General features: G+C 64.7%; 23 protein-coding genes. 13 read left to right on the top strand and 10 right to left on the bottom strand.

All coding sequences use genetic code 11. The features are described 5' to 3' along the window. Positions 1-78 precede the first annotated feature (78 nt). The 6 genes from ACNJX8_RS21355 to ACNJX8_RS21330 all read left to right on the top strand — a co-directional run bounded on the left by ACNJX8_RS21355 (position 79) and on the right by ACNJX8_RS21330 (position 6181). Positions 79-1419, top strand: a complete 1341-nt coding sequence (locus ACNJX8_RS21355) for an ABC transporter substrate-binding protein (protein WP_439356663.1) — start codon at positions 79-81, stop codon at positions 1417-1419. Positions 1420-1556: 137 nt separating this feature from the next. Then, on the top strand, positions 1557-2495 hold the full coding sequence (locus ACNJX8_RS21350) for a carbohydrate ABC transporter permease (RefSeq protein ID WP_439356662.1): 939 nt from the start codon (positions 1557-1559) through the stop codon (positions 2493-2495). Beyond that, on the top strand, positions 2495-3406 hold the full coding sequence (locus ACNJX8_RS21345; protein ID WP_128941712.1) for a carbohydrate ABC transporter permease: 912 nt from the start codon (positions 2495-2497) through the stop codon (positions 3404-3406). The genes ACNJX8_RS21350 and ACNJX8_RS21345 overlap by 1 nt, the downstream gene beginning before the upstream one ends. A gap of 6 nt (positions 3407-3412) precedes the next feature. Continuing rightward, the gene (locus ACNJX8_RS21340) at positions 3413-4513 is read left to right on the top strand and encodes an ABC transporter ATP-binding protein (protein WP_128944167.1); all 1101 of its coding nucleotides are present in this window, start codon (positions 3413-3415) and stop codon (positions 4511-4513) included. A 34-nt stretch (positions 4514-4547) separates the two neighbouring features. Beyond that, positions 4548-5537, top strand: a complete 990-nt coding sequence (locus ACNJX8_RS21335; protein WP_439356661.1) for a hydroxyacid dehydrogenase — start codon at positions 4548-4550, stop codon at positions 5535-5537. A 170-nt stretch (positions 5538-5707) separates the two neighbouring features. Further along, a complete protein-coding gene (locus ACNJX8_RS21330) occupies positions 5708-6181 on the top strand; it encodes a hypothetical protein (RefSeq protein ID WP_164935029.1) in 474 nt (157 codons plus the stop codon). A 58-nt stretch (positions 6182-6239) separates the two neighbouring features. Here ACNJX8_RS21330 and ACNJX8_RS21325 read toward each other — a convergent pair whose 3' ends face one another. After that, the gene (locus ACNJX8_RS21325) at positions 6240-6737 is read right to left on the bottom strand and encodes a DUF1993 domain-containing protein (RefSeq protein WP_164935033.1); all 498 of its coding nucleotides are present in this window, start codon (positions 6735-6737) and stop codon (positions 6240-6242) included. A gap of 114 nt (positions 6738-6851) precedes the next feature. Between ACNJX8_RS21325 and ACNJX8_RS21320 the strand changes: the two genes are divergently transcribed. From ACNJX8_RS21320 to ACNJX8_RS21310, 3 genes are all read left to right on the top strand, one after another. Further along, entirely contained in the window at positions 6852-7631 is a 780-nt protein-coding gene (locus ACNJX8_RS21320) for a transporter substrate-binding domain-containing protein (RefSeq protein WP_128933859.1), read from the top strand. A 171-nt stretch (positions 7632-7802) separates the two neighbouring features. Beyond that, complete coding sequence (locus tag ACNJX8_RS21315) at positions 7803-8681, top strand: DUF2147 domain-containing protein (protein WP_439356660.1); 879 nt, start codon at positions 7803-7805, stop codon at positions 8679-8681. Between the two features lie 181 nt (positions 8682-8862). Beyond that, the gene (locus ACNJX8_RS21310; protein WP_439356659.1) at positions 8863-9219 is read left to right on the top strand and encodes a hypothetical protein; all 357 of its coding nucleotides are present in this window, start codon (positions 8863-8865) and stop codon (positions 9217-9219) included. Positions 9220-9357: 138 nt separating this feature from the next. On the opposite strand, the gene ACNJX8_RS21305 is transcribed toward ACNJX8_RS21310, so the two are convergent. Both ACNJX8_RS21305 and ACNJX8_RS21300 read right to left on the bottom strand, forming a co-directional pair. Further along, positions 9358-9762 (bottom strand): (R)-mandelonitrile lyase, encoded by a 405-nt coding sequence (locus ACNJX8_RS21305; RefSeq protein WP_128933856.1) that lies wholly within the window; start codon positions 9760-9762, stop codon positions 9358-9360. Positions 9763-9786: 24 nt separating this feature from the next. Further along, on the bottom strand, positions 9787-10485 hold the full coding sequence (locus ACNJX8_RS21300) for a ribonuclease activity regulator RraA (protein ID WP_027550912.1): 699 nt from the start codon (positions 10483-10485) through the stop codon (positions 9787-9789). A gap of 249 nt (positions 10486-10734) precedes the next feature. Between ACNJX8_RS21300 and pxpB the strand changes: the two genes are divergently transcribed. The 3 genes from pxpB to ACNJX8_RS21285 are packed head-to-tail and all read left to right on the top strand — an operon-like array spanning position 10735 to position 13303. After that, positions 10735-11466 (top strand): 5-oxoprolinase subunit PxpB, encoded by a 732-nt coding sequence (pxpB, locus tag ACNJX8_RS21295; RefSeq protein WP_439356658.1) that lies wholly within the window; start codon positions 10735-10737, stop codon positions 11464-11466. Beyond that, on the top strand, positions 11463-12500 hold the full coding sequence (locus ACNJX8_RS21290) for a biotin-dependent carboxyltransferase family protein (RefSeq protein ID WP_128933853.1): 1038 nt from the start codon (positions 11463-11465) through the stop codon (positions 12498-12500). Before pxpB ends, ACNJX8_RS21290 begins: the two co-directional genes overlap by 4 nt. Positions 12501-12532: 32 nt before the next feature. Next, complete coding sequence (locus ACNJX8_RS21285) at positions 12533-13303, top strand: LamB/YcsF family protein (protein ID WP_439356657.1); 771 nt, start codon at positions 12533-12535, stop codon at positions 13301-13303. A 24-nt stretch (positions 13304-13327) separates the two neighbouring features. On the opposite strand, the gene ACNJX8_RS21280 is transcribed toward ACNJX8_RS21285, so the two are convergent. From ACNJX8_RS21280 to ACNJX8_RS21255, 6 genes are all read right to left on the bottom strand, one after another. After that, positions 13328-14281: an IS110 family transposase gene (locus tag ACNJX8_RS21280; RefSeq protein WP_439356656.1), complete on the bottom strand. Its 954-nt coding sequence runs from the start codon at positions 14279-14281 to the stop codon at positions 13328-13330. A gap of 303 nt (positions 14282-14584) precedes the next feature. Beyond that, the gene (locus ACNJX8_RS21275; RefSeq protein WP_164934924.1) at positions 14585-14737 is read right to left on the bottom strand and encodes a hypothetical protein; all 153 of its coding nucleotides are present in this window, start codon (positions 14735-14737) and stop codon (positions 14585-14587) included. Positions 14738-14942: 205 nt separating this feature from the next. After that, positions 14943-16553 (bottom strand): sulfite reductase subunit alpha, encoded by a 1611-nt coding sequence (locus ACNJX8_RS21270; protein WP_439356655.1) that lies wholly within the window; start codon positions 16551-16553, stop codon positions 14943-14945. Then, positions 16550-18334 carry a NirA family protein gene (locus ACNJX8_RS21265; RefSeq protein WP_439356654.1) on the bottom strand — a complete coding sequence of 595 codons (1785 nt, stop codon included), beginning with the start codon at positions 18332-18334 and terminating at the stop codon, positions 16550-16552. The genes ACNJX8_RS21270 and ACNJX8_RS21265 overlap by 4 nt, the downstream gene beginning before the upstream one ends. 336 nt (positions 18335-18670) lie before the next feature. After that, positions 18671-19834 carry a CmpA/NrtA family ABC transporter substrate-binding protein gene (locus tag ACNJX8_RS21260; protein ID WP_439356653.1) on the bottom strand — a complete coding sequence of 388 codons (1164 nt, stop codon included), beginning with the start codon at positions 19832-19834 and terminating at the stop codon, positions 18671-18673. Then, positions 19831-20421 (bottom strand): ANTAR domain-containing response regulator, encoded by a 591-nt coding sequence (locus ACNJX8_RS21255; RefSeq protein WP_008564898.1) that lies wholly within the window; start codon positions 20419-20421, stop codon positions 19831-19833. Before ACNJX8_RS21255 ends, ACNJX8_RS21260 begins: the two co-directional genes overlap by 4 nt. A gap of 110 nt (positions 20422-20531) precedes the next feature. Here ACNJX8_RS21255 and rimO point away from each other — a divergent pair, with 110 nt between their 5' ends. Then, positions 20532-21857 carry a 30S ribosomal protein S12 methylthiotransferase RimO gene (rimO, locus tag ACNJX8_RS21250; RefSeq protein ID WP_439356652.1) on the top strand — a complete coding sequence of 442 codons (1326 nt, stop codon included), beginning with the start codon at positions 20532-20534 and terminating at the stop codon, positions 21855-21857. A 186-nt stretch (positions 21858-22043) separates the two neighbouring features. Here the strand turns inward: rimO and ACNJX8_RS21245 are convergent, their stop codons facing one another. After that, entirely contained in the window at positions 22044-22985 is a 942-nt protein-coding gene (locus ACNJX8_RS21245; RefSeq protein WP_439356651.1) for a hypothetical protein, read from the bottom strand. Between the last annotated feature and the right edge of the window lie 238 nt (positions 22986-23223).

The following is a 23223-nucleotide window of genomic DNA, read 5'->3' as shown; positions in this document are numbered from 1 at the left end:
AAGAAAATCCAACAAGAACTCGAAGAAAGAAGTCTCTCAGAGGAAACTCCAACAACAACACCCAGGCGAGGAAACGAGATGTCACGCAAGACACTGACGCGACGTCAATTTGTGGCTGCCACTGCAATGTCCTCCGCGGCGCTGATCACGGCGCCCTATGTCCGGGGCGCTTACGCCGCCGGCAAGCTCTCGATCGGCTTCTGGGACCATTGGGTGCCGGGCGCCAACAAGGCCTCGACCGATCTCGTCAACGAATGGGCCGCGAAGGAGAAGGTCGAAGTCTCCATCGACTACATCACCAGCAACAACAAGAAGATCGAGCTGACCGCCGCGGCCGAAGCCCAGGCCAAGTCGGGTCATGACATTCTGCAGATGCCGAGCTGGTGGCCGCAGGCCTATGCCGAGAATCTCGAGCCGCTCAATGACGTCATGGAGCCGCTCCTCAAGCAGAATGGCGAGGTCAACGGCACCGTCAAATATCTTGGGCAGTCGGGCGGCAAATGGCTCGCGGTGCCCGCGACCCCCGGCAGCCAGATCAAGGGCCCCTGCTCCCGCATCGATCTGATGAAGCAGCACGCCGGCATCGACGTGCAGGAGATGTACCCGGCCGGCGGCCCGCCCAAGGTCGAAAACTGGACCATGGAGACCTTCCTGAAGGCGGCCGAGGCTTGCCACAAGGCGGGCTTCGCATTCGGCATCGGCCTCGGCGAGACCACCGACAGCGTGGATACCGCCGGCGCAATTTTCCAGTCGTTCGGCGCCGAACTCGTCAACGCCAAGGGCGATGTCACGGTGAAGAGCGATCAGGTTCGCCAGGCGATGGAGTTCTACAAGAAGCTGATCGCCTTCCTGCCGCCGGATGCACCGTCCTGGGATGACGCCTCGAACAACAAATGGCTGATCTCGGGCCGCGGCGCGATGATCCTGAATCCGCCGAGCGCCTGGGCCGTTGCCAAGCGCGATGCGCCACAGGTCGCCGAACAGTGCTGGACGCACGGTTTCCCGTCCGGTCCGAAGGGCCGGTTTGCGCCGTACCTGCCTTACTTCTGGGGCGTCTGGAGCTTCGGCAAGAACAAGGAGGCCGCCAAGAGCCTGCTCGTTCACCTGTCCGCGCCATCATCGATCGAGAAGTTCGTCGCAGTGAGCGGCGGCTATGACCTGCCGGCTTACGCGAACATGACCAAGTTCAAGACCTGGGCGGAAGAAGGGCCGCCGAAGGGAACGCTCTTTCACTATCCGGACCCGTACAAGCATCAGACGCTGTCGATCGCGGCGTCGCCGGCGCCGCCCAAGGTCGCACAGCAGATCTACTTCCAGGCGACGCTGACCAAGATGGCGCTGCGTTATGCGCGCGGCGAGACGATGGAGCAGGCGCTCGCCTGGGCCGAGGGCGAGTGCGAAGGCTTCATGCGGAGCTAGGCCGGGGAGTGACAGGGCGGCTCGCGCCATGTGCGTGAGCCGCCCGGGCTCCGCGGTCCAATCCGCCCGACCGTGAAACCGCATGGCCGGCTTCCCGGTTGGACAGCAGACAAGAAGACTGACCCAAGGACTCTGTCATGGCCGATGTCGTCGTTGAGCGAGCTCGCGTTGCCCGTGGGGCTGGCGCCCGCAGGGGATCGAGCCTGCGCAATGCGCTCGGGCGAAAATCGACGGTTGCGTTCTTCCTGACGCTGCCGCTGATCCTCCTGATCGCGCTGCTCGTGCTCTACCCCGCCTTCTACTCCGTTCATCTGGCGACGCTGAACAAGTCGATGACGAAATTCGTCGGCTTCAGCAACTTCACCTTCCTGTTCAAGCGCGAGACGTTCTGGATGGTGGTGGAGCAGTCCTGCATCTTCGCGATCACGGCCGTGATCTTCAAGGCGCTGATCGGCTTCATCGTCGCGCATTTCGTCCACAACATTCCCGCCAAGGGCCAGCGCAAATGGCGCGGCATGCTGCTGGTGCCCTGGGTGATCCCGCCGGCGATGAGCACGCTGGCCTGGCTGTGGCTGTTCGACCCTTCCTACAGCGCCTTCAACTATACGCTGTCCTTCTTCGGCGTCGGCCCGATCCCCTGGCTCGGCGACACTTTCTGGGCACGGTTCTCCGTCATCCTCGTCAACGTCTGGTACGGCGCGCCGTTCTTCATGATCATGTATCTGGCCGCGCTGAAATCCGTCCCCGATCAGCTCTATGAGGCCGCGGCGATCGACGGCGCCAATTGGTGGCAGCGGATCTGGTACGTCACCTTGCCGATGATGCGTAATATCATCGCAATCACCACCCTGTTCTCGCTGATCGTCACCTTCGCCAATTTCGACATCGTGCGCATCCTGACCTCAGGCGGTCCGCTGGATACGACGCATCTGTTCGCCACCTGGGCGTTCCAAGTCGGCATCCAGAGCAACGATATTCCGCTCGGCGCGTGCGTCTCGCTGTTCATGGTGCCGATCCTTGCCGTCGCAGCGATCTTCATCCTGCGCGATGTCTCCAAACGCGGGAACGAAGCCTGATGAGCTCACTTGCAATCGACAAGGCCGGCCCCACCCGCAAGGTCAAGTATGGCAGCATGAGCCGCGACCGCGCCTGGGCGCTGCGCTGGTCTTATTTCTTCCTCGTGCTGTTTGCGATCTTCTTCCTGACGCCGCCGGTCTACATGCTGATCACCTCGCTCAAGAGCAGTGCGGAGATCTCGGCGGCGACGAACCCCTGGTGGGTGTTCCATCCGACACTGTCGAACTATGTCGAACTCCTGACATCGAACCAGTTTCTGCGCTTCTTCTGGAATTCGTCGATCGTGGCGATCGCGGTCGTGATCATCACGATGCTGATCAGCATCCCCGCGGCCTTCGCGCTGGCGCGGATGAAGTTCTGGGGCTCGGCGACGCTAGCCACGGGCGTCTTCCTCACCTACCTGATCCCGGACAGCCTTTTGTTCATTCCGCTGTTCAAGATGCTCGCGGTCTTTCAGGACTATACCGGCATCACGCTGCTCAACAGATGGTACGTCCTGCTGTTCATCTATCCGACTCTGACCGTGCCGTTCTGCACCTGGATCATGATCGGCTATTTCGCCTCGATCCCGAAGGAGCTCGATGAGGCCGCCCTCATCGACGGAGCCTCCTGGCTCCAGACCCTGACGCGGATCTTCATTCCCGTCGCCCTGCCCGGCCTGATCGCCGCGACGATCTTCGCCTTCACCGTCTCCTGGGCACAGTTCCTCTACCCCCTGGTGTTCACGACGTCGGTGGACCAGTTCGTGCTGCCTGTCGGCATCACCACCACGCTGATCAAGGGCGACGTGTTCAACTGGGGGCAGATCATGACCGGCGCGCTGCTCGGCGCCGCGCCACCGTTGATCATCTACGCATTCCTGATGGACTACTACATTGCCGGCCTGACCGCCGGTGCGACAAAGGGTTGATGACTCATGGCTGACGTTGCTTTGCGGAAGGTAGTTAAACGTTACGACGATGTCGAAGCCGTGCGCGGCATCGACCTCGATATCGCCGATCATGAGTTCATCGTGCTGGTCGGCCCCTCCGGCTGCGGCAAGTCGACCACGCTACGCATGATCGCAGGGCTCGAGGACATCAGCGACGGCGACATCATGATCGGGGGCGACGTCGTCAACGACGTGCCGCCAAAGGACCGCGACATCGCCATGGTGTTCCAGAATTACGCGCTCTACCCGCACATGACGGTCGCGGAGAACATGTCGTTCGGCCTGCGCCTCAAGCACTATCCCAAGGCCGAGATCAAGGCGCGGGTGACCGAAGCCGCCCGGCTCCTCGACATCACCGACCTGATCGACCGCAAGCCGAAACAGCTCTCCGGCGGCCAGCGCCAGCGCGTCGCGATGGGCCGGGCCATCGTGCGCAACCCGAAAGTGTTCCTGTTCGACGAGCCGCTGTCCAATCTCGACGCCAAGCTGCGCGTACAGATGCGGATCGAGATCAAGAAGGTCCACCAGAAGGTGCGCACCACCACGGTCTACGTCACCCACGATCAGGTCGAGGCGATGACGCTGGCCGACCGCGTCGTGGTGATGAACAAGGGCCGCATCGAGCAGATCGGCACGCCGAACGAGCTCTATCACAAGCCGGCGACACGCTTCGTCGCGGGCTTCATCGGCTCGCCCGCGATGAACTTCATCCCGTGCCGGCTCGAGGATGTCGGCGGCACGCTTCAGATCCGTCTCACCGACCGCATCGCTTTCCCGCTGCCGCCGGCCCGCGCCGCACGCTACAACGCTCTGCCGCGCACCGAGAAGCTGCTGCTGGGCCTTCGCCCCGAGCATCTCACCGAGTCGCATGCGCATCTGGAGCCCGGCGTCGAAACCTTCGAGACCGTGCTCGACGTGACCGAACCGATGGGGATGGAGACGCTGGTCTATTTCGGGCTCGACGGCACGCCGGTCTGCGGCCGCGTCAATCCCAATGCCGGTGCCAAGGACGGGGCACCCATGCGTTTGGCGGTGGACCTCAACAACATGCACCTGCTAAACGAGGCGTCCGGCGTCGTATTGTGACGGCCGGACAAGAAACTCGCGCAGGCAGGGGACGATGGCGACCAACAAGAAGAAGATTTTCGTTACACAAACTTTGTCGCAAGGGGCACGCGCCCTCCTCACCCAGCGGGACGATATCGAGCTCGTCGAGTTTTCGAACCTGATCTCGGCGAAGGACTTCGAAGCCTTGCTCAAGAGCCATGCGCCGGTCCACGGCGTCGCGCTCGGTGCCACTGCCTTCGGCGAGACCGAGCTGGAGGCGTCCGGCCACATGAAGGTGGTGACCCGCATCGGCGTCGGCTACGACGCCGTCGACGTGCCCGCCCTCTCCCGCCGCAAGGTGCCGTTGATGGTCGCAGGCAGCGCGAACTCGCCCTCGGTCGCGGAAGCGGCGCTGTTCATGATGCTGACGCTGGCCAAGCGCGCGCAGGAGATGCACGCCTGCGTCAAGGACGGCAAATGGGCCGACCGGCTCGGCATGCTGCCGTTCGATCTCTACGGCAAGACCGTGCTGATCGTCGGCTTCGGCCGGATCGGCAGTCGCACCGCCAAGCGCTGCCTGGCGATGGAAATGAACGTCCAGGTCTACGATCCCTACAAGGGAGCCGCCGAGATCAAGGCCGCGGGCTGCGAGCCCGTCGCCGATCTCGATGCCGCGCTGCCTCACGCCGATTTCGTCACCATCCACTGCCCGAAGACGCCGGAAACCACCGGCCTGTTCGATGCGGCGCGGATCGGCCGGATGAAGCCGAGATCCTATCTCATCAACACCGCGCGCGGCGGAATCGTGAAAGAGGCCGCGCTCTATGACGCGCTCACTTCCGGAAAGATCGCCGGGGCCGGCATCGACGTGTTCGAGGTGGAGCCGCCGCCGCTCAGCAACGCATTGTTCGCGCTGCCCAACGTCATCATGGCTCCGCATGTGGCCGGCGTCACCGTCGAGGCCGTTCAGCGCATGAGCGAGCAGACCGCGCGCAACATCCTGAGTGCGCTGGACGGCGATCCCATCCGGCAGAACGTCATCAATCAGGACGTGCTGGGCTGAGTGAGCCAATGGTCGGGCGGCCCGTCCCCCCCGCCTTCGGAAGGCCAGGAAGCGTCCCATTTTGGTGCAGATCAAGCCCCAACTCAGCCTTAATCAAACGCGCGTAATGAGAGGGAAGCGCGGCGGTGGCGGGACAGACTGGCCGGCGCGTCGAGCTGGAGGATGGACCCTTGGCAGAGATCGACCCGACTGACCACGCGCTGGCGACCATCGCCAGCATTCTGGAGCACCCCGAGCACGTTCTGGTCGTTCGCGAGACCGAGACCGAAATGGTCGTCGCCGGAGAGCGTGAGCACATGGCCAACGACGAGCAGCCAGCTGTGGACGAGCATCCGGTGGTCGAGGAGCAGCCGCTGGTGCCGGAGCACACCGATGCCGACGGCTACAGCAAGATCGGCCCCGGCCCGATGGTCGCGATCCGCCTGAAATGGACGGTCCATCGCGGCGATGACGGCCAGTACTACGTCCATGAGACCATCGGCGAGCAGTCCGCCCCCGTGGTCAGCGGCCCGATGACGAGCGAGGCCGCCGTGCATTTCGTCGATGCGCAGGAGCACGAAGCGCATCGGCGCTTCGAAGAGCTGCGCAGCGAGATCGCCGGCCGCAGCTCGCTTGCCGACTATGAGCGCAAGGGCGAAGCTTAAGGCAGCTTGCAGACCGGATGTCTCTGCACCTCTCCCCGTCGGGGAGAGGTGAACATGCCTACCTGCGCCCGAGATAATCCTTCTTCACGAGCTCGACGCCGGCGTGCCGCAACAGGTCGTAGGCCGTCGTCACGTGAAAGAAGAACTGAGGGACGCTGAACGTCAGCAGCAGCGTCCGCCCGGTGAAGGGCAGCTCGGTGCCGTTCTTCAGCTTGAAGAAGACATTGCGTTCCGCCGCGGCGTCGATCGCAGCGCGCGGCAGGCTCTCGACGAATTCGATCGACGTCGCGATGCGCGCCTGAAGCCCGGCCATGTCGTGCTCCAGCACCGGCAGCGTGACCGGCTCGCGCTCGGCCAGCAAGGCCGGGGCGACCACGGCATGGCGGCAAGCCTCACCGACCTGCTGCGCCAGATCGTACATGTTCGGCGCAAGGCGCATACCGAGCAGAACCGTCGGATTGAACTTGCGGGTCTCGGCATAGGCGACGCCCTTGTCGAGCAATCCGGACAGGTTGCGCAAGTTAGGCACGAAGAGGCCGACGGAGGCCTCGTACATCGAGATCGTCACCTCTGAATTCCCTTCAATTCTGCCTCGCCAGCGACGGACATCTGGTCTAAATCCACGCCTCAAGAGCTGCACAATGACAGCTCGGGCATGGGTGGAAAAGAGATGATCGTTCGAATCTGGGCGGCTTTGGCCGTGGCGTTGCTGGTGAATGTCTCGGCGCATGCGCAGCAGGCGCCCTCGCGCCTCGACGAGATCGTCAAGCGCGGCACATTGCGCGTCGGCATGACCGGCGACTACAAGCCCTTCACCTATCTGGACAAGACCACGCAGCAGTTCAGCGGCTTCGACGTCGACATGGCGCAGGCCCTTGGCAAGGCGCTCGGCGTCAAGGTCGAATTCGTGCCGACGGCCTGGCCGAAGCTGATGAAGGATTTCGAGGCCGACCAGTTCGACATCGCCATGGGCGGCGTCTCGGTCACGCTCGACCGGCAGAGGAAGGGCTTCTTCTCCACGCCGATCATGCGCGAGGGCAAGACGCCGATCGCGCGCTGCGCCGACGTCGGCAAGTACCAGAGCATCGCCGACATCGACAAGAAGGGCACCCGCGTCATCGTCAATCCCGGCGGCACCAACGAGCGCTTCGCCCGTGCCAACATCAAGGATGCCGAGATCACCGTCTTCGCCGACAACACGGTGATCTTCGACGAGATAGCCAAGGGCAATGCCGACCTGATGATGACGGATGCCTCCGAGACGCGCTACCAGCAGAAGCAGCATGCCGGCGTGCTCTGCGCGGTGCATCCGGAAAAGCCGTTTGACTTCTCCGAGAAGGCCTACTGGCTCCAGCGCGACATGGCGCTGAAGGCCTTCGTTGACCAATGGCTGCATATTTCCATGGAGGACGGCAGCTACAGGAAGATCTACGCGACCTGGTTCGACTAGACCGCGTCGTCCTGTCGCTCGCTTCGGCCAAACTGTGGACGGGTTCCGGGCGTATTGAACCCGAACGCACCGCAGCACGACTCATACGGATGAAAGTGATCTAGGTCACTTTTTGCGATCGAACCGGAGCGTATGCGTCGGTCCGGGGACCATCTGTTCAGGAGATGCGAAATGAGGAAGCTGTTGGCCACGGCCGCATTCCTATTGGCGAGCACCGCTGCTCAGGCACAGTACACCTTCGAATATGGCGGGCGCACCATCCGGATCGATCCGGACCGCGGCACGGTGCAGATTCCCGGCGTGTACGACAACACCGGCCAGGGCAAGGCCAAGAAGGCCAAGAAGAACGAGCAGGCGCCGCAGCAAGCCACGGTCGATCCGCAAGCGCCTGCGGCTGCTCCGGCACCGGCTCTCGCTCCCGCCGCCGCGCCCCCCGCAGCCGCCGTGCAGGCGCCTGCGCCCGCAGCAGCAGCGGCGCCGCCTCCTGCTCCGCCACCACCGGCCCCGCAGCCGGCCGTCACTGCCAACAACACGCCGGCCGCCACGGCCTTGGTGCCGCCGCCTGCGCCGCCTCCGGCCCCTGCTCCGGTCGAGCAGCAGGCAGCGCCCGCTGCGACCCCGCCGCCCGCCCCGACCGTGGCTGCCGCACCACCGGCGCCGCCTCCGCCACCCGCCCCGGCGCCTGCGCCCGCTTCCGTTCAGGCGGCTGCAGCCACGCCTGCTCCGGCAGCCGCGCCCACGCGCGATCTGAATTCGCCGCTGGGCGTCTGGCTCACCGAGGAGAAGGAAGGCAAGGTCCGCATCGAGCAATGCGGCGCCAATCTCTGCGGCTATTCGGTCGACTCCAAATCGAACCAGAACGGCGAGCAGGTCCTGATCAACATGAAGCCCGGCAAGGACCAGAAATGGTCAGGCCGCATCCTCGATCCCAACTCCGGCTCGACCTACGATTCGACGATCGCGATGAAAGGCACCGACCGGTTGCGCGTGCAGGGCTGCGCCTTCGGCGGCATGTTCTGCGGCGGCCAAACCTGGACGCGCGTGAACTGAGTTTGGCTTCGATGCTCTGATCAGAACGAGGGGCCCGTGATCCGGGCCCCTTTGCGTTGTCCGAGGTGTGATGGCGAGGTGAGCCACCTCACAGAGCCTGCTGCAGGCGTGAGCCCCCTCACATCGCCGGTTCTGCGAGCCGTGCCACGTTCCCCTGCATGGTCAACCACAGGGGCGTGCCATGAACGGCATTCGCACAGGACTCTTCGTTACGCTTGTCGCCATTGCCTTTCCGCTGACACAGGCCGGTCCCACGACAAGCACTTTCGACGGCACATGGAATGTCCGCATCTCGTCATCGAGCGAGACCTGCGGCAACGGCGCGACCGTCGCGATCGGCATCAACAATGGTCAGATCGCATCGAGCAGCGCCGCGGTGACGGCGTCGGGCCGGGTCGCCGATGCCGGCAGCATCAATGTCACCTTAAGCACCGGCATCAAGCGCGCCGTCGGCTTCGGCCGGCTCAGCGGCACGTCAGGCTCCGGCACATGGCGCGGCGCCATGTGCACGGGGACGTGGACGGCGGAGCGGATGTAGGTCTTGTGTCCCGGACCCGGCGCGGCGCGAAGCGCCGTGACGCTGAGCCGGGACCCAGCAGTGTCAATCCCTCGGAAGAGTCTGGGCCCCGGCTCGGCGACGCATCGCAGGGCGATGCGTTTCGTCCGGGGCACGGGACTAGCCGACCGCCGCCCCATACTCCGCGTCGGTCACCGGCTCCAGCCAAGTCGAGTAGACACCGTCGAGCGCTTCCTGCATGGCGATGTGGCACATGCCGTTGCCCGGCGACGCGCCGTGCCAATGCAATTCGCCCGGCGGAATCCAGACGGTGTCGCCCGGGCGGATCTCGCGGATCGGGCCGCCCTTGGACTGGACGCGGCCGACGCCGGAGATCACGTAGAGCGTTTGGCCGAGCGGATGGTGATGCCAGTTGGTGCGCGCGCCCGGCTCGAACGCGACGCGCGAGCAGTTCAGCCGTGCCGGCGCGGGCGCCATGATGACGGGGTCCTGCCACACGGTGCCGGTGAAGTGTTCATTGGGCGCGCGGCGGGTCGGCCGCGTGCCTGCAACAGTGATTTCCATTGGGATTACCTCGCTGCTTCCCGATTACTTCTTGCTGGCGGCGTAGCGCGCCTTGGTCTCGGCGTTCATGGGATAGAGGCCCGGCAGCACGGCGCCGTTGTTCACCTCGTTGACGATCCAGGCCTCCATGCGCTCCTGCTCGACGCCCTCGGCGAGCACGTGATCGAGCATCGCCTGCGGGATCAGCACGCAGCCGTCCTGGTCGGCGACCACGATGTCGTTCGGGAAAACGGCGACGCCGCCGCAGCCGATCGGCTCGCCCCAGCCGACGAAGGTCAGGCCCGCGACTGAAGGCGGCGCGGCATAGCCGTCGCACCAGACCGGAAGATTGGTGCCGAGCACGCCCTCGACGTCACGCACCACGCCGTCGGTGACCAGCGCAGTCACGCCGCGCTTGACCATGCGCGCGCAGAGGATGTCACCGAAGATGCCGGCATCGGTGATGCCCATGGCATCGACCACGGCGATGCAGCCTTCGGGCATTGCCTCGATCGCGGTGCGGGTCGAGATCGGCGACGACCAGGATTCCGGCGTCGCCAGATCCTCGCGCGCGGGCACGAAGCGCAGGGTGAAGGCCGGTCCCACGAGGCGCGGCAGGCCCGGGCGCAGCGGCCGCGCGCCGCGCATCCACACATTGCGCAGGCCCTTCTTCAGCAGGACCGTGGTGATGGTGGCGGTGGTGATGCCGGCGAGGGTCTTGCGGGCTTCGGGGGACAGCGACATGGAAACAGACGAGCTCCGGATGGGCGGGAAAGAACGCGCGCATCTTGCGAGCCGCAGCCCTTGCGTCAAGGGCCAAGAGGCTAGCAATAACGCAGGGCCGCTGGGCTATTATGCGACGCGATAACAAGGCCTTATCGCTTCCCCCAGCATTAATTTATTGGACTTGCGAGCGCATTTACGCGAAGCAGGAAGAAGCGGAACTCGAACGCCCGGGGGCCGCATTCTTCAGAAGCCCGATTTCGACAGCTCATGGCCGCGACGCTTCCCCCGCCCCGCCTTCTGCCCAGTGGCGACAGCGCCGTCACGGTCGAGTTCAGCCGCACCATAGATGACGATGCCAATCAGCGCGTGCTTGCGCTCGACAAGGCGCTTGCAGCAAGCCCGATCGACGGCATCACTGAGGCCGTGCCGACCTATCGCTCGCTGCTGGTGCACTATGATCCCAGCAAAATCGGCTTCGATGCGCTCGGCGACAAGCTGATCGCGCTCGCCAGCCAGAAGTTGCCGCCGGCGACAAAGGCGCGCCGCTGGCGCATTCCCGTCGCCTATGGCGGCGAGCACGGCATCGATCTCGAGGATGTCGCCAAGGCGCTGAGCACCACGCCGGACGACATTGTCGCCCGCCACGTTGCCGGCGACTACAAGGTCGCCATGATCGGCTTCACGCCGGGCTGGTCCTACCTCAGCGGCCTCGACAAATCCCTCCACATGTCGCGGCGGCAGAATCCGCGAGTGCTGACGCCCGCCGGCACGATCTCGATCGGCGGCGTCCAGGCCGGGATCCAATGCCTGGCCGCCCCGAGCGGCTGGCACCTTTTGGGCCGCACGCCGGTGCGGACCTATCAGCTCCACCGCAATCCGACCTTCCTCACCGAACCCGGTGATCGCGTGACGTTTTTCGCCATCGACCACAAGACGTTCGAGGAATTGGACCGCGCTGCGGAAGCTGGCGAGATCATCGCCGAGCAGGTGGTCGCATGAGCCGGCTCGTCGTCGCCAGCATCGGCCCTGCAAGCTCGGTCCAGGATGGCGGCCGCCACGGCGCGCAGCGCTACGGCCTGACGGTGAGCGGAGCGATGGACCGGCTGTCGCTTGCTGCGGCAAACACGCTTGTCGGCAACGGGCCGTTTGCGGCCGCAGTCGAGATCGGTCCATTCGGCGCCTCCTTCACCGCCCGTGATGGTGCCGTGCGCGTCGCGATTTCAGGCGCGCCGCGCAATGCGGATATCGCCGGAAATCCGATCGCGATGGACACATCGGTGACCTTGAAGGATGGCGAGACGCTGACGCTGGGCTTTGCCCGCGGCGGCGCCTTCACCTATCTCGCCATCGAAGGCGCCATCAAGGGCGAGGCGGTGTTCGGCAGCCTCGCCGTGAATGCGCGCGCGGGCCTCGGCAGCCCCTACCCGCGCCCGCTCCAGGCCGGCGACGAGTTCAGCGTCGATGCCGCCAGCGGCGCGAGCGAAGTGCGGATCGAATTGCCGAAGCCCGTGGGCGGCCCGATCCGTGTTCTGCTGGGTCCGCAGGACGACGAGTTCGACGATGCCAACAAGGCGCTGTTCCTGGACAGCGAGTGGAAGATCTCGGCGACCTCCGACCGCATGGGCTACCGGCTCGAGGGCCCCGTGATCAAGCATCTGCACGGCCATAACATCGTGTCCGACGGCACCGTCAACGGCAGCATCCAGGTGCCCGGCAACGGTGCGCCGATCGTGCTGATGATGGACCGCGGCACCTCCGGCGGCTATCCGAAGATCGCAACCGTGATCACGGCCGATGTTGGCCGGCTGGCGCAGACCTCGGCGGGAACCGCATTCCGCTTCAAGGCCGTCAGTATGGCCGAGGCGCAGGACGAGGCGCGCAAATTCGCGCAACTGATCCGCAGCCTGCCCGATCGCCTGCGCTCTGCCGACACCGTCGCGCTCAACATCGAGGCGCTCAGCGATGCTAACGTTGCGGGCTATGCCGTGAGCGCCGTCGACGCAGGGACGTGGCAGGTCGCGGCGGAACCGTAAACGGCAACAAAGACCAGAGGCGGAGAGCACCCATGAAGACGATCGATCTCAATTGCGACCTCGGCGAAGGTTTTGGCGCGTGGGAGATGGGCAATGACGCCGCCATGATCGAGCTGGCGAGCTCGGTCAACGTCGCCTGCGGCTTCCACGCCGGCGATCCTGATATCATGCGCCGGACGGTGGAGCTCGCGAAGGCGCGCGGCGTCTCGGTCGGCGCCCATCCTGGCTACCGCGACCTGCACGGCTTTGGCCGGCATCCGATCGCGGGCCTGAAGGCCTCCCAGATCGAGAACCTGGTCGCCTACCAGATCGGCGCGCTGCAGGCGATCGCGACTGCGGCCGGGCACAAGGTGACGCATGTGAAGGCGCATGGCGCGCTCTCCAACGTCGCCTGCGAGGACGACATGACGGCGAAGGCGATCGCCGCCGGCATCAAGGCGGTCGATCCCAGCCTGATCTTCGTCGTGCTCGCCAATTCGAAGCTGGTGAAGGCCGGTGAAGCGGCCAATCTGCCGATGGTGCACGAGGTGTTCGCCGACCGCGCCTATGAGGACGACGGCAACCTCGTTTCGCGCAAGAAGCCCGGCGCGGTGCTGCACGATGCCAACGCGATCGCCGAGCGCGTCGTACGCATGGTGCAGGACGGCGCGGTGGTCTCGGTGACGGGCAAGGTCATCAAGATGCGCACCGATACGGTCTGCATCCACGGCGACACGCACGGCGCGGTCGAGATCGCGCGCAGTGTGCGTCAGGCGTTGAAGGAAGCGGGAATCGAGGTCGCGCCGTTCAAGCGCGGGGCGTGAGGCACGGCGGTGCCGTAGCAACCATTAAACGCCGAGGAGTTTTTCAGTCCACGGCGTTCCGCGTTGCACGACGGTGTTGGCATAGATGAGCAGCTTGCGCGCGCATGCGATGAGAGCGGCATTGTGAGCCTTTCCGGCCGCAGTCAGGCGGGCATAGAGGGCCATGACGGCCTTATTCCAGCGGAAGGCCGCAGGCAGGGCTGCCGCAAACAGAGAGCGACGCAGGCGAGCGCGGCCGCCGGCGATACGGCGTTGGCCCTTGTACTGCCCGCTATCGTTGTCGAAGGGAGCCAGCCCGGCAAGGGCTGCGACTTCCTCCCGGCTGACACGGCCGAGTTCAGGCATGCGGACCAGGAGGGCCAGTGCCGTGCGCTCACCGATCCCGGGAATGCTCATCACGAGGGCAAGGCGGACAGCGAGATCGTGGTGAGCGCGTAGTTGCTTGGCGATGTGACGGATTTGGGAGAGCCGCCTTGCCTTCAACCGGGCAATGTCATCCAGCACGATGCGGCGTGGCCCAGGCTTATCGAGATGCTCGAGCCGGGTCTTGAAGCGCTTGATGTCCTCCTCGATCTGCTCGAGGAAGGTGAGCTGCTCGGCGAGCTCCGCCAAGCGCGGATCCGGCGCACTCCTCACCTCTTCGAGCGATGCCGCGCAGGCCGCAATCAGCGCGGCATCCAGCGTATCGTTCTTGGCGCGACGCAATCGGGAGCGGCCGAACGCCTTGACCTGGATCGGCTGCAGCACCAGCACGATGACGCCGGCCGCACGCAAATGCTCCACTACCCCACGCTCGTAACCGCCGGTCGCTTCGATCCCGACTCGCTTGACGCCAGCTTTGGTCAGCAGTTGCACCAGCTTCCGCCAACCGGGAAGGTCGTTGGCGACCTCCCAACCCTCGTCTCGACCATGAACTACAATGTCGAGCTTCGCCTTGGACGTATCGATTCCCGCTGTCGTCGTGCTAGTCTGTGCCATCTTCGTCGACCCTGCCTTGTGAAGCGAACCTGATTGTTCCGGCAACCATCCGGGTCCGATGAAGGTGCTGGCGCGATCCTGCTACGGGGCAGCCACAAACTGCTCAGGGTGGGCGCGATCCGATCGCCAGCGGCCTGCCGCGGGTTGCAGCCGCGGCAGGCCATTCCTCACGGAACACGCCGACAATATCTGATTGCGCTATTACAAGGGTGGGCAAAGCGGAGCGTGCCCACCAAGCCGATGTCGCATGTTCAGAGATGGTGGGCACGGCGCTGCGCGCCTTTGCCCACCCTACGAAGTCCATCAGAACGGATGCACCGAGAGCGTGCCGAACACGATCGCCGCGATGACGGCAAACGCGCTATAGAGCGCGGCATGATGCATGCTCGCCCCGGTCCGCCGCGAGAGCGAGCGCGCGTAGAAATGCAGCCTGGCTTCCGCCGATAGTTCGCGCATGGTCGATCTCCAACGCCCCATTTGTGGGATTATGAAGGATCAACCCTGGCGGGAGGCAAGACAGCAGCGCAAATAGCGATGCGCCTTCTCTGACGACGCCACATCGCAGATGCAAATTCTCTCTACGTGCGGGTTCCGAGAATCTTATTCGTTCAAATCCGAGCCAGTTGGAACCGGCCCGGATGACGGTGTGGTGACAGCAGGCTTAGTAGACGTCAGCCTGGAAGCGGCCGGTCTTCTTGAGCTCGGCGACGAAACTGACGGCTTCGTCGGTCGAACGCGCGCCGAACTGGGCGACGATGTCGACCAGCGCGCGCTCGACGTCCTTGGCCATGCGCTTGGCATCGCCGCAGATGTAGAGATGCGCGCCTTCGGCAAGCCACGTCCACAGCTCACGGCCGACCTCGCGCATGCGGTCCTGCACATAGAACTTCTTCTCGCCATCGCGCGACCAGGCCAGCGACAGGCGCGTGAGCAGACCCGACGTCTTCATCGCGTTGAGCTCCTCCTGGTAGAAGAAGTCGCAATCGCTGCGCTGATGGCCGAAGAACAGCCAGTTCTTGCCGGGCGCGCCGGTCGCCTTGCGATCGAGCAGGAAGGCGCGGAACGGCGCGATGCCGGTGCCGGGGCCGATCATGATCACAGGCGTCTTCGGATCCTGCGGCAGGCCGAAGGCATGTGCCTTCTGCACATAGACGTTGAGCTTCTCGCCTTCGGCAATGCGATCGCCGAGGAAGGTCGAGGCGACGCCGAGGCGCTTGCGCTTGCCAATCACGTAGCGGACAGAGTCTACCGTCAGCGACAGCTTGCCGGGCGTCGCGTTGTGCGAGGACGAGATCGAGTAGAGCCGTGGCTGGAGCGGCTCCAGCGCCTCGACGAAGGCCTCCGGGTGCGGCCGCGTGCCCGAAAACTTCTGCAAGGCCGCCATGACGTCGAGGGTGGCGGCATCGCCATCGGGATCCTCGCCCTGCGCCAGCGCCCGCGCCTTCTCGCGCTGCGCGCCGCCGGTGATGAAGGAGATCAATTCGAACAGCGTGTCGGGCGCCGGCGACAGCGAGACGTCGTCGATCAGCACCTCGCGCAGCGTCTTGCCGCTGACTTTAGTGGTGTGGGAGGCGCCGAGCAGCGCGATGATCTGGTCGACGAGGCCGACATCGTTGCGCGCGAACACGCCAAAACTGTCGCCGACGACGTAGTCGAGCTTGCTCTCGGAGAGATCGAACTCGATGTGATAGGTTTCCTTCTCAGACTTCCCCTTGTTGAGCAGGCGGCGCGACAGGAAGGTTGCGGCAACAGGGTTGTCGCGTGAGCGGCCCGGCTCTGCGATCGTCACGGTCACGGCCGGCGCCGGAGCGTCCGCCTTGTCCGCCGCTTTGGCCACTGGCGCCTTGTCGAGCTCCTCGTACAGGGACTTCAGCATCCGCGCGGTTTCCTTGCCGCCGGGGACGCAGAGGTTGAGCCGTGCTTCGCTGCGGCTCGCGATCGCCTCCGAATAGTCGTGGCAATTGTAGCCGCACTGGCCGCAATCCTGCTGCGCCATCGCCGCCATCATCTTGCGGCGCACGGGACGGCCCTCGGCGAGCTTCATCCGCTCTGCGATCGGCATGGTCTGGTCGTGCCACGGCGCTTCGCCGTCGTCGCCGTCACCGGCTGCGCCTTGCATGACGGCAGCGCCCTGCTCGGCCGACAGCGGCGCGGCCACGTCAGGCGACAATAGCCCGGCGAAGAATCCGTTTAGCCAGGAGCGCTGCGCATCGGAGAACGGCGCGCTAGCGGGAATGATGTCGAGTTTCGGCGGAGGCGTGATCTGGTTCATGCGGACACCTGTGCATCGGCAAGCTTGCGCAGCGTTTCGCCGTCATGGCGGCGCGCAAAGGACAGGAAGGTTTCTTCGGGAGACGAGCGATGGGCGATATAGGCCTTGAGCAGTGCTTCGACCGTCTTCGGCACGTCGTCGGCTTTGAGGTCGTGATAGACCTCCTGCCCGACGTCGGCGTCGGGGCCGAACCCGCCGCCGGTGAAGAGGTGATAGCCCTCGACCGTGTCCTCCTCGTTCACGGGCACGCGCGCGCCGATCAACCCGATGTCGCTGATGTAATGCTGCGCGCAGGAATGGTGGCAGCCGGTGACGTGGATGTTGACCGGCTTGTCCATCGCGACGCGCGGCTCGCACCAGTCACCGATCTCGGCAGCGTGGCGCTTGGTGTTCGCGGCGGCGAAGCGGCAGCCGGCATTGCCGGTGCAGGCGATCAGGCCGGCGCGGATGTGTGAAGCCTCGACCGCGAGCCCGATCTGCTTGATCGCGGCGGTGGCAAGCTCGACATTCTCGTCGCGCACGCCCGAGATCAGCAGGTTCTGCCAAACCGTCAGGCGAATCTCGCCGTCGCCGAGGTCACGCGCAATCTTGGCGAGACCGCGCATCTGATCAGAGGTTAGCTTGCCGAGCGTCAGCGACACGCCGATCCAGTTGAGGCCGTCCTGCTTCTGCTTGTGCACTCCGACATGCGCCATGCGGTCCGCGGCCGGCCGCGGCGCAAACGCCTGTTCGGGCACGCGGGTGAACGGCGTCTTCAACCGCTCCTCGACCAGCTTGAGGAAGCCGTCATGGCCCATGCTGTCGAGCACGTATTTCAGCCGCGCCTTGTTGCGGTTGGTGCGGTCGCCATGGTCGATGAACACGCGCACGATTGCGTCCGCGACAGCGGTCGCCTGCTCCGGCTTGACGATGATGCCGGAATATTTGGCGAAATCCTTATGGCCGGTGATGCCGCCGAGGCCGAGCCGGAACCAGACCCCGGGCTCGACGCCGAAGCCGTCCTTCACCTCGTAAGCCGTGAACGCGATGTCGTTGGTCTCCTCGAGCACCGCGATCCTGCCGGCGCCGTCGAAGGCGACGTTGAACTTGCGCGGTAAGCCGTAGAGCGAGCGATCATTGAGGATGTGATAGTGCCACTCGCGCGCATAGGGCCGCGTGTCGATCAGCTCCTGCGAATCGATGCCGGCCGTCGGCGTTCCCGTCACGTTGCGGATGTTATCGGCGCCGGAGCCGCGCGAGCATAGTCCGAGATCCTGGATGCCCTCGATCAGCTTCACCGCATGCTTCGGTGGGATCTCGCGGAGCTGGAGATTGGCGCGCGTCGTGACGTGGCTGTAGGGACCGCAGAGTTCGTCGGCGAGATCGGCAAGGCCGGACAGCTGCCAGTGCTTCATGATGCCGTTGGGGATCCGCAGGCGGCTCATGTAGGAGTCCTGCGTCGGCGCGACATAGAAGATGCCGTAATAGCGCCAGCGGAAATTGTCCGCCGGGCTCGGCGGCGCGTTGTCGAGCGCCTGCTGGCGCAGCCGCGGATAGGCATCGAAGGGATGCTCGTCGCGCTTGAACTTCTCCTGGTCGGCGAGCTTCTTGCCCGCGGCGATGACCTTGTCCTGCGCCTTGATGTGCACGGCATCGGGGCCGGTGGGCTCGGCGTTCACCTTGCCGGCACCGCTGCCGCCGAGACCGCGACCGACCCGGCTGATCTGCAGACCGGTCGTGAAGCCTTCGAGATAGCGTTTCTGCTCGTCGGTAAAGTCGACTGCGAGCGTATCGATTTTCATGGTCGGTAACGAAGCTCCTGCGGCCACCGAGGTGGCATCGACGGAAATTGGCGCGACCCGAAAGGCACCTTGCTGGCTTGAGAGCCGGCCTAGCTACCCAACGGTCCGATCAGCTTCGTTGCTGCGGGACTTGGCTCAGCAGTCACCTGTGACAAGCTGGCCGCAGTGCAACATTCAAGTTGCGTGCCAGCTTCGGCGAAATGAAAGATGTCGTGATTTCAAGAAATTAGCGGAGATCCCGGAACATTCCGATCCCGGAGTGGCTCATGAAATTCGAGCACTCGGCTCAAAACTTAGTCGATGCGCCAAATTGCCTAAAGTTTATGCAGCAGCGAATCAGGCCTTCCAACGTCCCACTTCGAAGGCCTCAAGGTGCCCCAAAATGTTGTTGGCATCGAATACAGGCCCGGCGAAGGCCCCAAATGCCGCCGGGGCTTCCTGGGGCGGGCGGCGGCCCAGGGCCGCGTCGTAAAGTTCGGGCCTGAACACCGCCATGGCGGTCTTAACGCCATCGGGGCTCAAGGCCGCCTGCCCCCACCGCACCATCTGCGCATAGAGCCAGGCGGCCTGGACCGGATCGGGGCGCCCTGCCTCCTCGCGTCCGACCAGGAGATAGCGGCCGCTCTCGCGGAAGGTACCATCAGGCGAAATCTTCAGGCGTCCCGTGAGGGTGCGCTGGATGACTTCGGCATCGACGCCGATCCGCTCGGGTTGCGCCAGAATCCGCGCCGCTTCGATCCGGTTTTCCGGATGCTCGATGAACTCGGCCGCCTTCACCGCCGCGCGCACGAGGCTAGCGACCACGTCCGGATGCTTGTCGGCCCAGACCTGGCGGACGGCCAGGACCTTCTCCGCCGCGCGCGCCAGGATGTCGGAGACGAAATGCAGGATGTGGCCGATGCCAAGATCGACCGCGATCGAGTTCCAGGGTGCACCGACGCAGAATGCGTCGACATGGCCGCTCTTGAGACTGTCCACCATGTAGGGCGGCGGCAGCACCACCAGGCGGACGTCCTCGTCCGGATCGACGCCGGCCGCCGCCATCCAGAACCGCAGCTGGTAATTGTGGGTCGAGAACGGAAAGGTCATGCCGAAGGTCAAAGGCTCCGCGCCGGCCTTGCGGCGCTTGGCGACCACCTTCGCCAGCGCCTTCGCGGTGACCATCGGATCGAAGCGGTCGCCGTCGATCTCCTCCATCAGCGCGGCATGCAGCGCCGGCGACACCGTGATCGCATTGCCGTTGATGCCGAGATTGAAGGGCGCCGCGATCGGCACCTTGACGTGGCCGAGCCCGAGCGAGGATGCGATCGCGACGGGCGCGAGCAGATGCGCGGCGTCGAACAGGCCGATATTGAGCTTGTCGCGGACGTTGGACCAGGACACCTCGCGCACCAGCTCGACCTCGAGCCCTTCGGCGGCGGTGAATCCCTTGTCGACGGCGACGATCAGGGCTGCGGCATCGACCAGCGGGATGAACCCGATACGGAGCGGTCCAGTCATTTCAGCATCTCCGATGCGGTGATGATCGACTGGGCGATCTCGCCGATTTTCTTCTTCTCGCGCATCGCAGTCGAGCGCAGCAGCACATAGGCCTCGTCCTCGGTGAGGCCCTTCACCTTCATCAGGATGCCCTTGGCGCGCTCGATGATCTTGCGATCCTCGAGCTGCGACTTGGTGCGCTCGAGCTCCTCCTGGAGTTTCGCGAAGGCATTGAAACGGGACACGCAGAGGTCGAGGATCGGCTTGATGCGCTCCTTCTTCAGCCCGTCGACGATGTAGGCCGATACCCCCGCCTCGACCGAGGCCTGGATCGAGGCTGAATCGCTCTGGTCAACGAACATCGCGATCGGCCGCTTCACGGCGCGGCTGACCTGGAACATCGCCTCCAGCACGTCGCGGCTGGGGTTTTCCAGATCGATCAGGATGATGTCGGGGTCCACCGCATAAATACGGGCAAGCAGGCTCTGCATCTCGCGGATATGGACGACCTGCGTGAATCCGGCCTCCCGCAATCCTTCCTCCAGGATTGCAGCCCGGATCGGGCTTTCGTCGACGATCACGATTTTGGGCGACTGTTCGGCGCTCATAGCTCACTCACCACCAGTGATTCATCCATAGCACGCCGGAACGCCCTGCAAAGGGTTGTAATTGTGGGCAATTGGGACTAGCTCAGGCCGTCAATCAGGCAGTTTTAGATATGGATCAGACGGCTGCGCCCAAGGTCAGCTTCGTATCGCTCGGGTGTCCCAAGGCATTGGTGGATTCCGAGCGGATCATCACGCGCCTGCGCGCCGAGGGCTATGAGCTCGCCCGCAAGCATGATGGGGCCGACATCGTCATCGTCAACACCTGCGGCTTCCTCGACAGCGCCAAGCAGGAATCGCTCTCGGCGATCGGCGAAGCCATGGCCGAGAACGGCAAGGTGATCGTAACAGGTTGCATGGGTGCGGAACCGGAAGCGATCGAGCAGGCCTATCCTGGCGTGCTCTCCATCACCGGCCCGCAACAATATGAGAGCGTGCTGGATGCCGTGCACCGCGCCCTGCCGCCGGCCCACAATCCGCATCTCGACCTGGTGCCGCCGCAGGGCATCAAGCTGACGCCGCGCCATTACGCGTACTTGAAGATCTCCGAGGGCTGCAACAATCGCTGCACCTTCTGCATCATCCCGAAGCTGCGCGGCGACCTCGTCTCGCGCCCCGCCAATGACGTGCTGCGCGAGGCCGAGCGCTTGGTCGGTGCCGGCGTCAAGGAATTGCTGGTGATCTCGCAGGACACCTCGGCCTATGGTGTCGATCTCAAATACGCCGAGAGCCCGTGGAGGGATCGCCAGGTCCGCGCCAAATTCCTGGACCTCGCGCGCGAGCTCGGCGAGTTAGGGGCCTGGGTCCGGCTGCAATATGTCTACCCCTACCCCCATGTCGACGAAGTCATCGCGCTGATGAATGAGGGCAAGGTGCTGCCCTATCTCGACATCCCGTTCCAGCATGCGAGCCCCGAGGTGCTGAAGGCGATGAAGCGCCCCGCAGCACAGGACAAGACGCTGGCGCGCATCAAGCGCTGGCGCGAGGAATGTCCAGATCTCGCTCTGCGCTCCACATTCATCGTCGGCTTTCCCGGCGAGACCGATGCCGATTTCGCCTATCTGCTCGACTGGCTGGATGAGGCCGAGATCGACCGCGTCGGCTGCTTCAAATACGAGCCGGTTGCGGGCGCGACGTCGAATGCGATCGAGAACCCCGTGCCCGAAGAGGTCAAGCAAGAGCGCTACAACGCACTGATGGCCCGCCAGCAGAAGATCTCTGCGCGCAGGCTGAAGCGCAAGGTCGGCACGCGCCAGCAGATCATCATCGACGAGGTCGGCCCGACGGTGGCCAAGGGCCGCTCCAAGGCCGATGCGCCGGAGATCGACGGCGCGGTCTATCTCTCCAGCCGCCGCCCCTTGCGCATCGGCGAGATCGTGACGGCCAAGATCGAGCGCGCCGACGCATACGACCTGCACGGCAGCGTCGCGGGGTTCTGACGGCGTTTCGCTGTTGCGATCGGTCTAGCCGCGGGCTCGCTGCAACCTCTCCCGCTTGCGGGAGAGGTCGGCGAAGCGCCGGGTGAGGCTTTCTCCTCGTTGGTGTCTCTCTGCAGAGGCCCCCTCTCCCCGGCCCTCTCCCGCAAGCGGGAGAGGGAGCGGACCGTCGCCGGGGCTGCAGCCCCATCAAACCAGCCATTTCGGCACCCAGCGCTCCGGACGCGGTGCCCGCGCAAGATCAGCCTGTGCCTCGGATAATTTCGCCGGCTCACCCTCGATCGTCGGGCGCACATCGTATTCGAAATTCGGCATGATCCGGCCGTCGGCATAGAGCCCGAAATGCATCGCGTACCACAGCCCGAGCTCGGGCTGCGCGCGGCGCATCTGCTCGCGCAAATCGCGCAGAAGGGATTCGATCGAGGCCGCTTCCTCGAATGGCTGCGGCCCGCGCGAAAGGACGCGCGCCTCGTACTGCTTGCCGACGATCGCAACCTCGAAGCGCGTCTGATCCCAGGGCTTCTTGCCCTTCGGCAGATGCGCCGCCAGCCGCCAGCCGAGCTCGGCCATCAGCCGGTGATTGGCCCAGTAGTCTTCGCGATCCCGGCTCCACTTCTCCACGAAGCCGCGAAAGTCGGGCAGCTCCGAAGATGCATCCTCGGGCGCCGCTATTTCGCTTAACGGCCGGCCAGCGAGCCACTGCGCGAGTTCGATCGTCTGGCACTCGACCTCGTCATGCGGCTTCAGATCGCTCCAGGCGTTGTCGAATTGCTGCGACGTCAGTTTTGCAAGCAGCCCGTCGAGGCTCGGCGCCAGCAATTCGTAGTCGCCCTCCGATCCCAGCCCCACGATCGGCGGATTGTCGCGGTCGAGACCGGCGCCATACCAGCCGCCGACTGCCGAGCCATCCGGCAACCGCATGAACAGCGAGAACCTGTCGCGCAAGGGACTGCCGTCGACGATCGGCGCATGATCGGAGAACTGGCCCTGCAGCGAGAAGCAGCCGACGCTGCCCCAGGGCCGCCCCTTCAGCCAACCGGCGAAGTCGAGCAACAGGGATGGCGCCTCGATGCCCGGCGGAAACGCGCCGCGGACGCTGTCGAGGTCGATCGGGTAAGGCGTGTCGGACAAGGCTGAATACTGTCTCGTTGGTCCCGGCCCCTCTTGGTCTGAGCCGCGGTGCGTCCGGTTCGAACCAATTCGCGTCCTTCAATCACAAACGCGCCAGCGGCGCGATGGTTGCTGGCCGGGCTATCGATGAGCTGCGAGTGACGTCCGGCTCTTCGCGCCGTTCCGACACACGCCGGGCGAGTGTTTCGCAAACCGTCCGCTTGACAAGCCTTGCCGTTCGGCTGTAGGGACGCGCCCA

The organism is Bradyrhizobium sp. SPXBL-04, from assembly GCF_051853035.1.
Lineage (GTDB): Bacteria > Pseudomonadota > Alphaproteobacteria > Rhizobiales > Xanthobacteraceae > Bradyrhizobium > Bradyrhizobium zhanjiangense.
The sequence above is the reverse complement of the archived record's forward strand: the minus strand, read 5'-3'. Positions and strand labels throughout refer to the sequence as shown.

Excerpts from the sequence above, each read along its gene's own strand:
- ACNJX8_RS21355 (WP_439356663.1), top strand. The coding sequence starts at position 79 with ATGTCACGCAAGACACTGACGCGACGTCAATTTGTGGCTGCCACTGCA.
- ACNJX8_RS21350 (WP_439356662.1), top strand. The coding sequence starts at position 1,557 with ATGGCCGATGTCGTCGTTGAGCGAGCTCGCGTTGCCCGTGGGGCTGGC.
- ACNJX8_RS21345 (WP_128941712.1), top strand. The coding sequence starts at position 2,495 with ATGAGCTCACTTGCAATCGACAAGGCCGGCCCCACCCGCAAGGTCAAG.
- ACNJX8_RS21340 (WP_128944167.1), top strand. The coding sequence starts at position 3,413 with ATGGCTGACGTTGCTTTGCGGAAGGTAGTTAAACGTTACGACGATGTC.
- ACNJX8_RS21335 (WP_439356661.1), top strand. The coding sequence starts at position 4,548 with ATGGCGACCAACAAGAAGAAGATTTTCGTTACACAAACTTTGTCGCAA.
- ACNJX8_RS21325 (WP_164935033.1), bottom strand. The coding sequence starts at position 6,737 with ATGTACGAGGCCTCCGTCGGCCTCTTCGTGCCTAACTTGCGCAACCTG.
- ACNJX8_RS21320 (WP_128933859.1), top strand. The coding sequence starts at position 6,852 with ATGATCGTTCGAATCTGGGCGGCTTTGGCCGTGGCGTTGCTGGTGAAT.
- ACNJX8_RS21315 (WP_439356660.1), top strand. The coding sequence starts at position 7,803 with ATGAGGAAGCTGTTGGCCACGGCCGCATTCCTATTGGCGAGCACCGCT.
- ACNJX8_RS21310 (WP_439356659.1), top strand. The coding sequence starts at position 8,863 with ATGAACGGCATTCGCACAGGACTCTTCGTTACGCTTGTCGCCATTGCC.
- ACNJX8_RS21305 (WP_128933856.1), bottom strand. The coding sequence starts at position 9,762 with ATGGAAATCACTGTTGCAGGCACGCGGCCGACCCGCCGCGCGCCCAAT.
- ACNJX8_RS21300 (WP_027550912.1), bottom strand. The coding sequence starts at position 10,485 with ATGTCGCTGTCCCCCGAAGCCCGCAAGACCCTCGCCGGCATCACCACC.
- pxpB (WP_439356658.1), top strand. The coding sequence starts at position 10,735 with ATGGCCGCGACGCTTCCCCCGCCCCGCCTTCTGCCCAGTGGCGACAGC.
- ACNJX8_RS21290 (WP_128933853.1), top strand. The coding sequence starts at position 11,463 with ATGAGCCGGCTCGTCGTCGCCAGCATCGGCCCTGCAAGCTCGGTCCAG.
- ACNJX8_RS21285 (WP_439356657.1), top strand. The coding sequence starts at position 12,533 with ATGAAGACGATCGATCTCAATTGCGACCTCGGCGAAGGTTTTGGCGCG.
- ACNJX8_RS21280 (WP_439356656.1), bottom strand. The coding sequence starts at position 14,281 with ATGGCACAGACTAGCACGACGACAGCGGGAATCGATACGTCCAAGGCG.
- ACNJX8_RS21275 (WP_164934924.1), bottom strand. The coding sequence starts at position 14,737 with ATGCGCGAACTATCGGCGGAAGCCAGGCTGCATTTCTACGCGCGCTCG.
- ACNJX8_RS21270 (WP_439356655.1), bottom strand. The coding sequence starts at position 16,553 with ATGAACCAGATCACGCCTCCGCCGAAACTCGACATCATTCCCGCTAGC.
- ACNJX8_RS21265 (WP_439356654.1), bottom strand. The coding sequence starts at position 18,334 with ATGAAAATCGATACGCTCGCAGTCGACTTTACCGACGAGCAGAAACGC.
- ACNJX8_RS21260 (WP_439356653.1), bottom strand. The coding sequence starts at position 19,834 with ATGACTGGACCGCTCCGTATCGGGTTCATCCCGCTGGTCGATGCCGCA.
- ACNJX8_RS21255 (WP_008564898.1), bottom strand. The coding sequence starts at position 20,421 with ATGAGCGCCGAACAGTCGCCCAAAATCGTGATCGTCGACGAAAGCCCG.
- rimO (WP_439356652.1), top strand. The coding sequence starts at position 20,532 with ATGGATCAGACGGCTGCGCCCAAGGTCAGCTTCGTATCGCTCGGGTGT.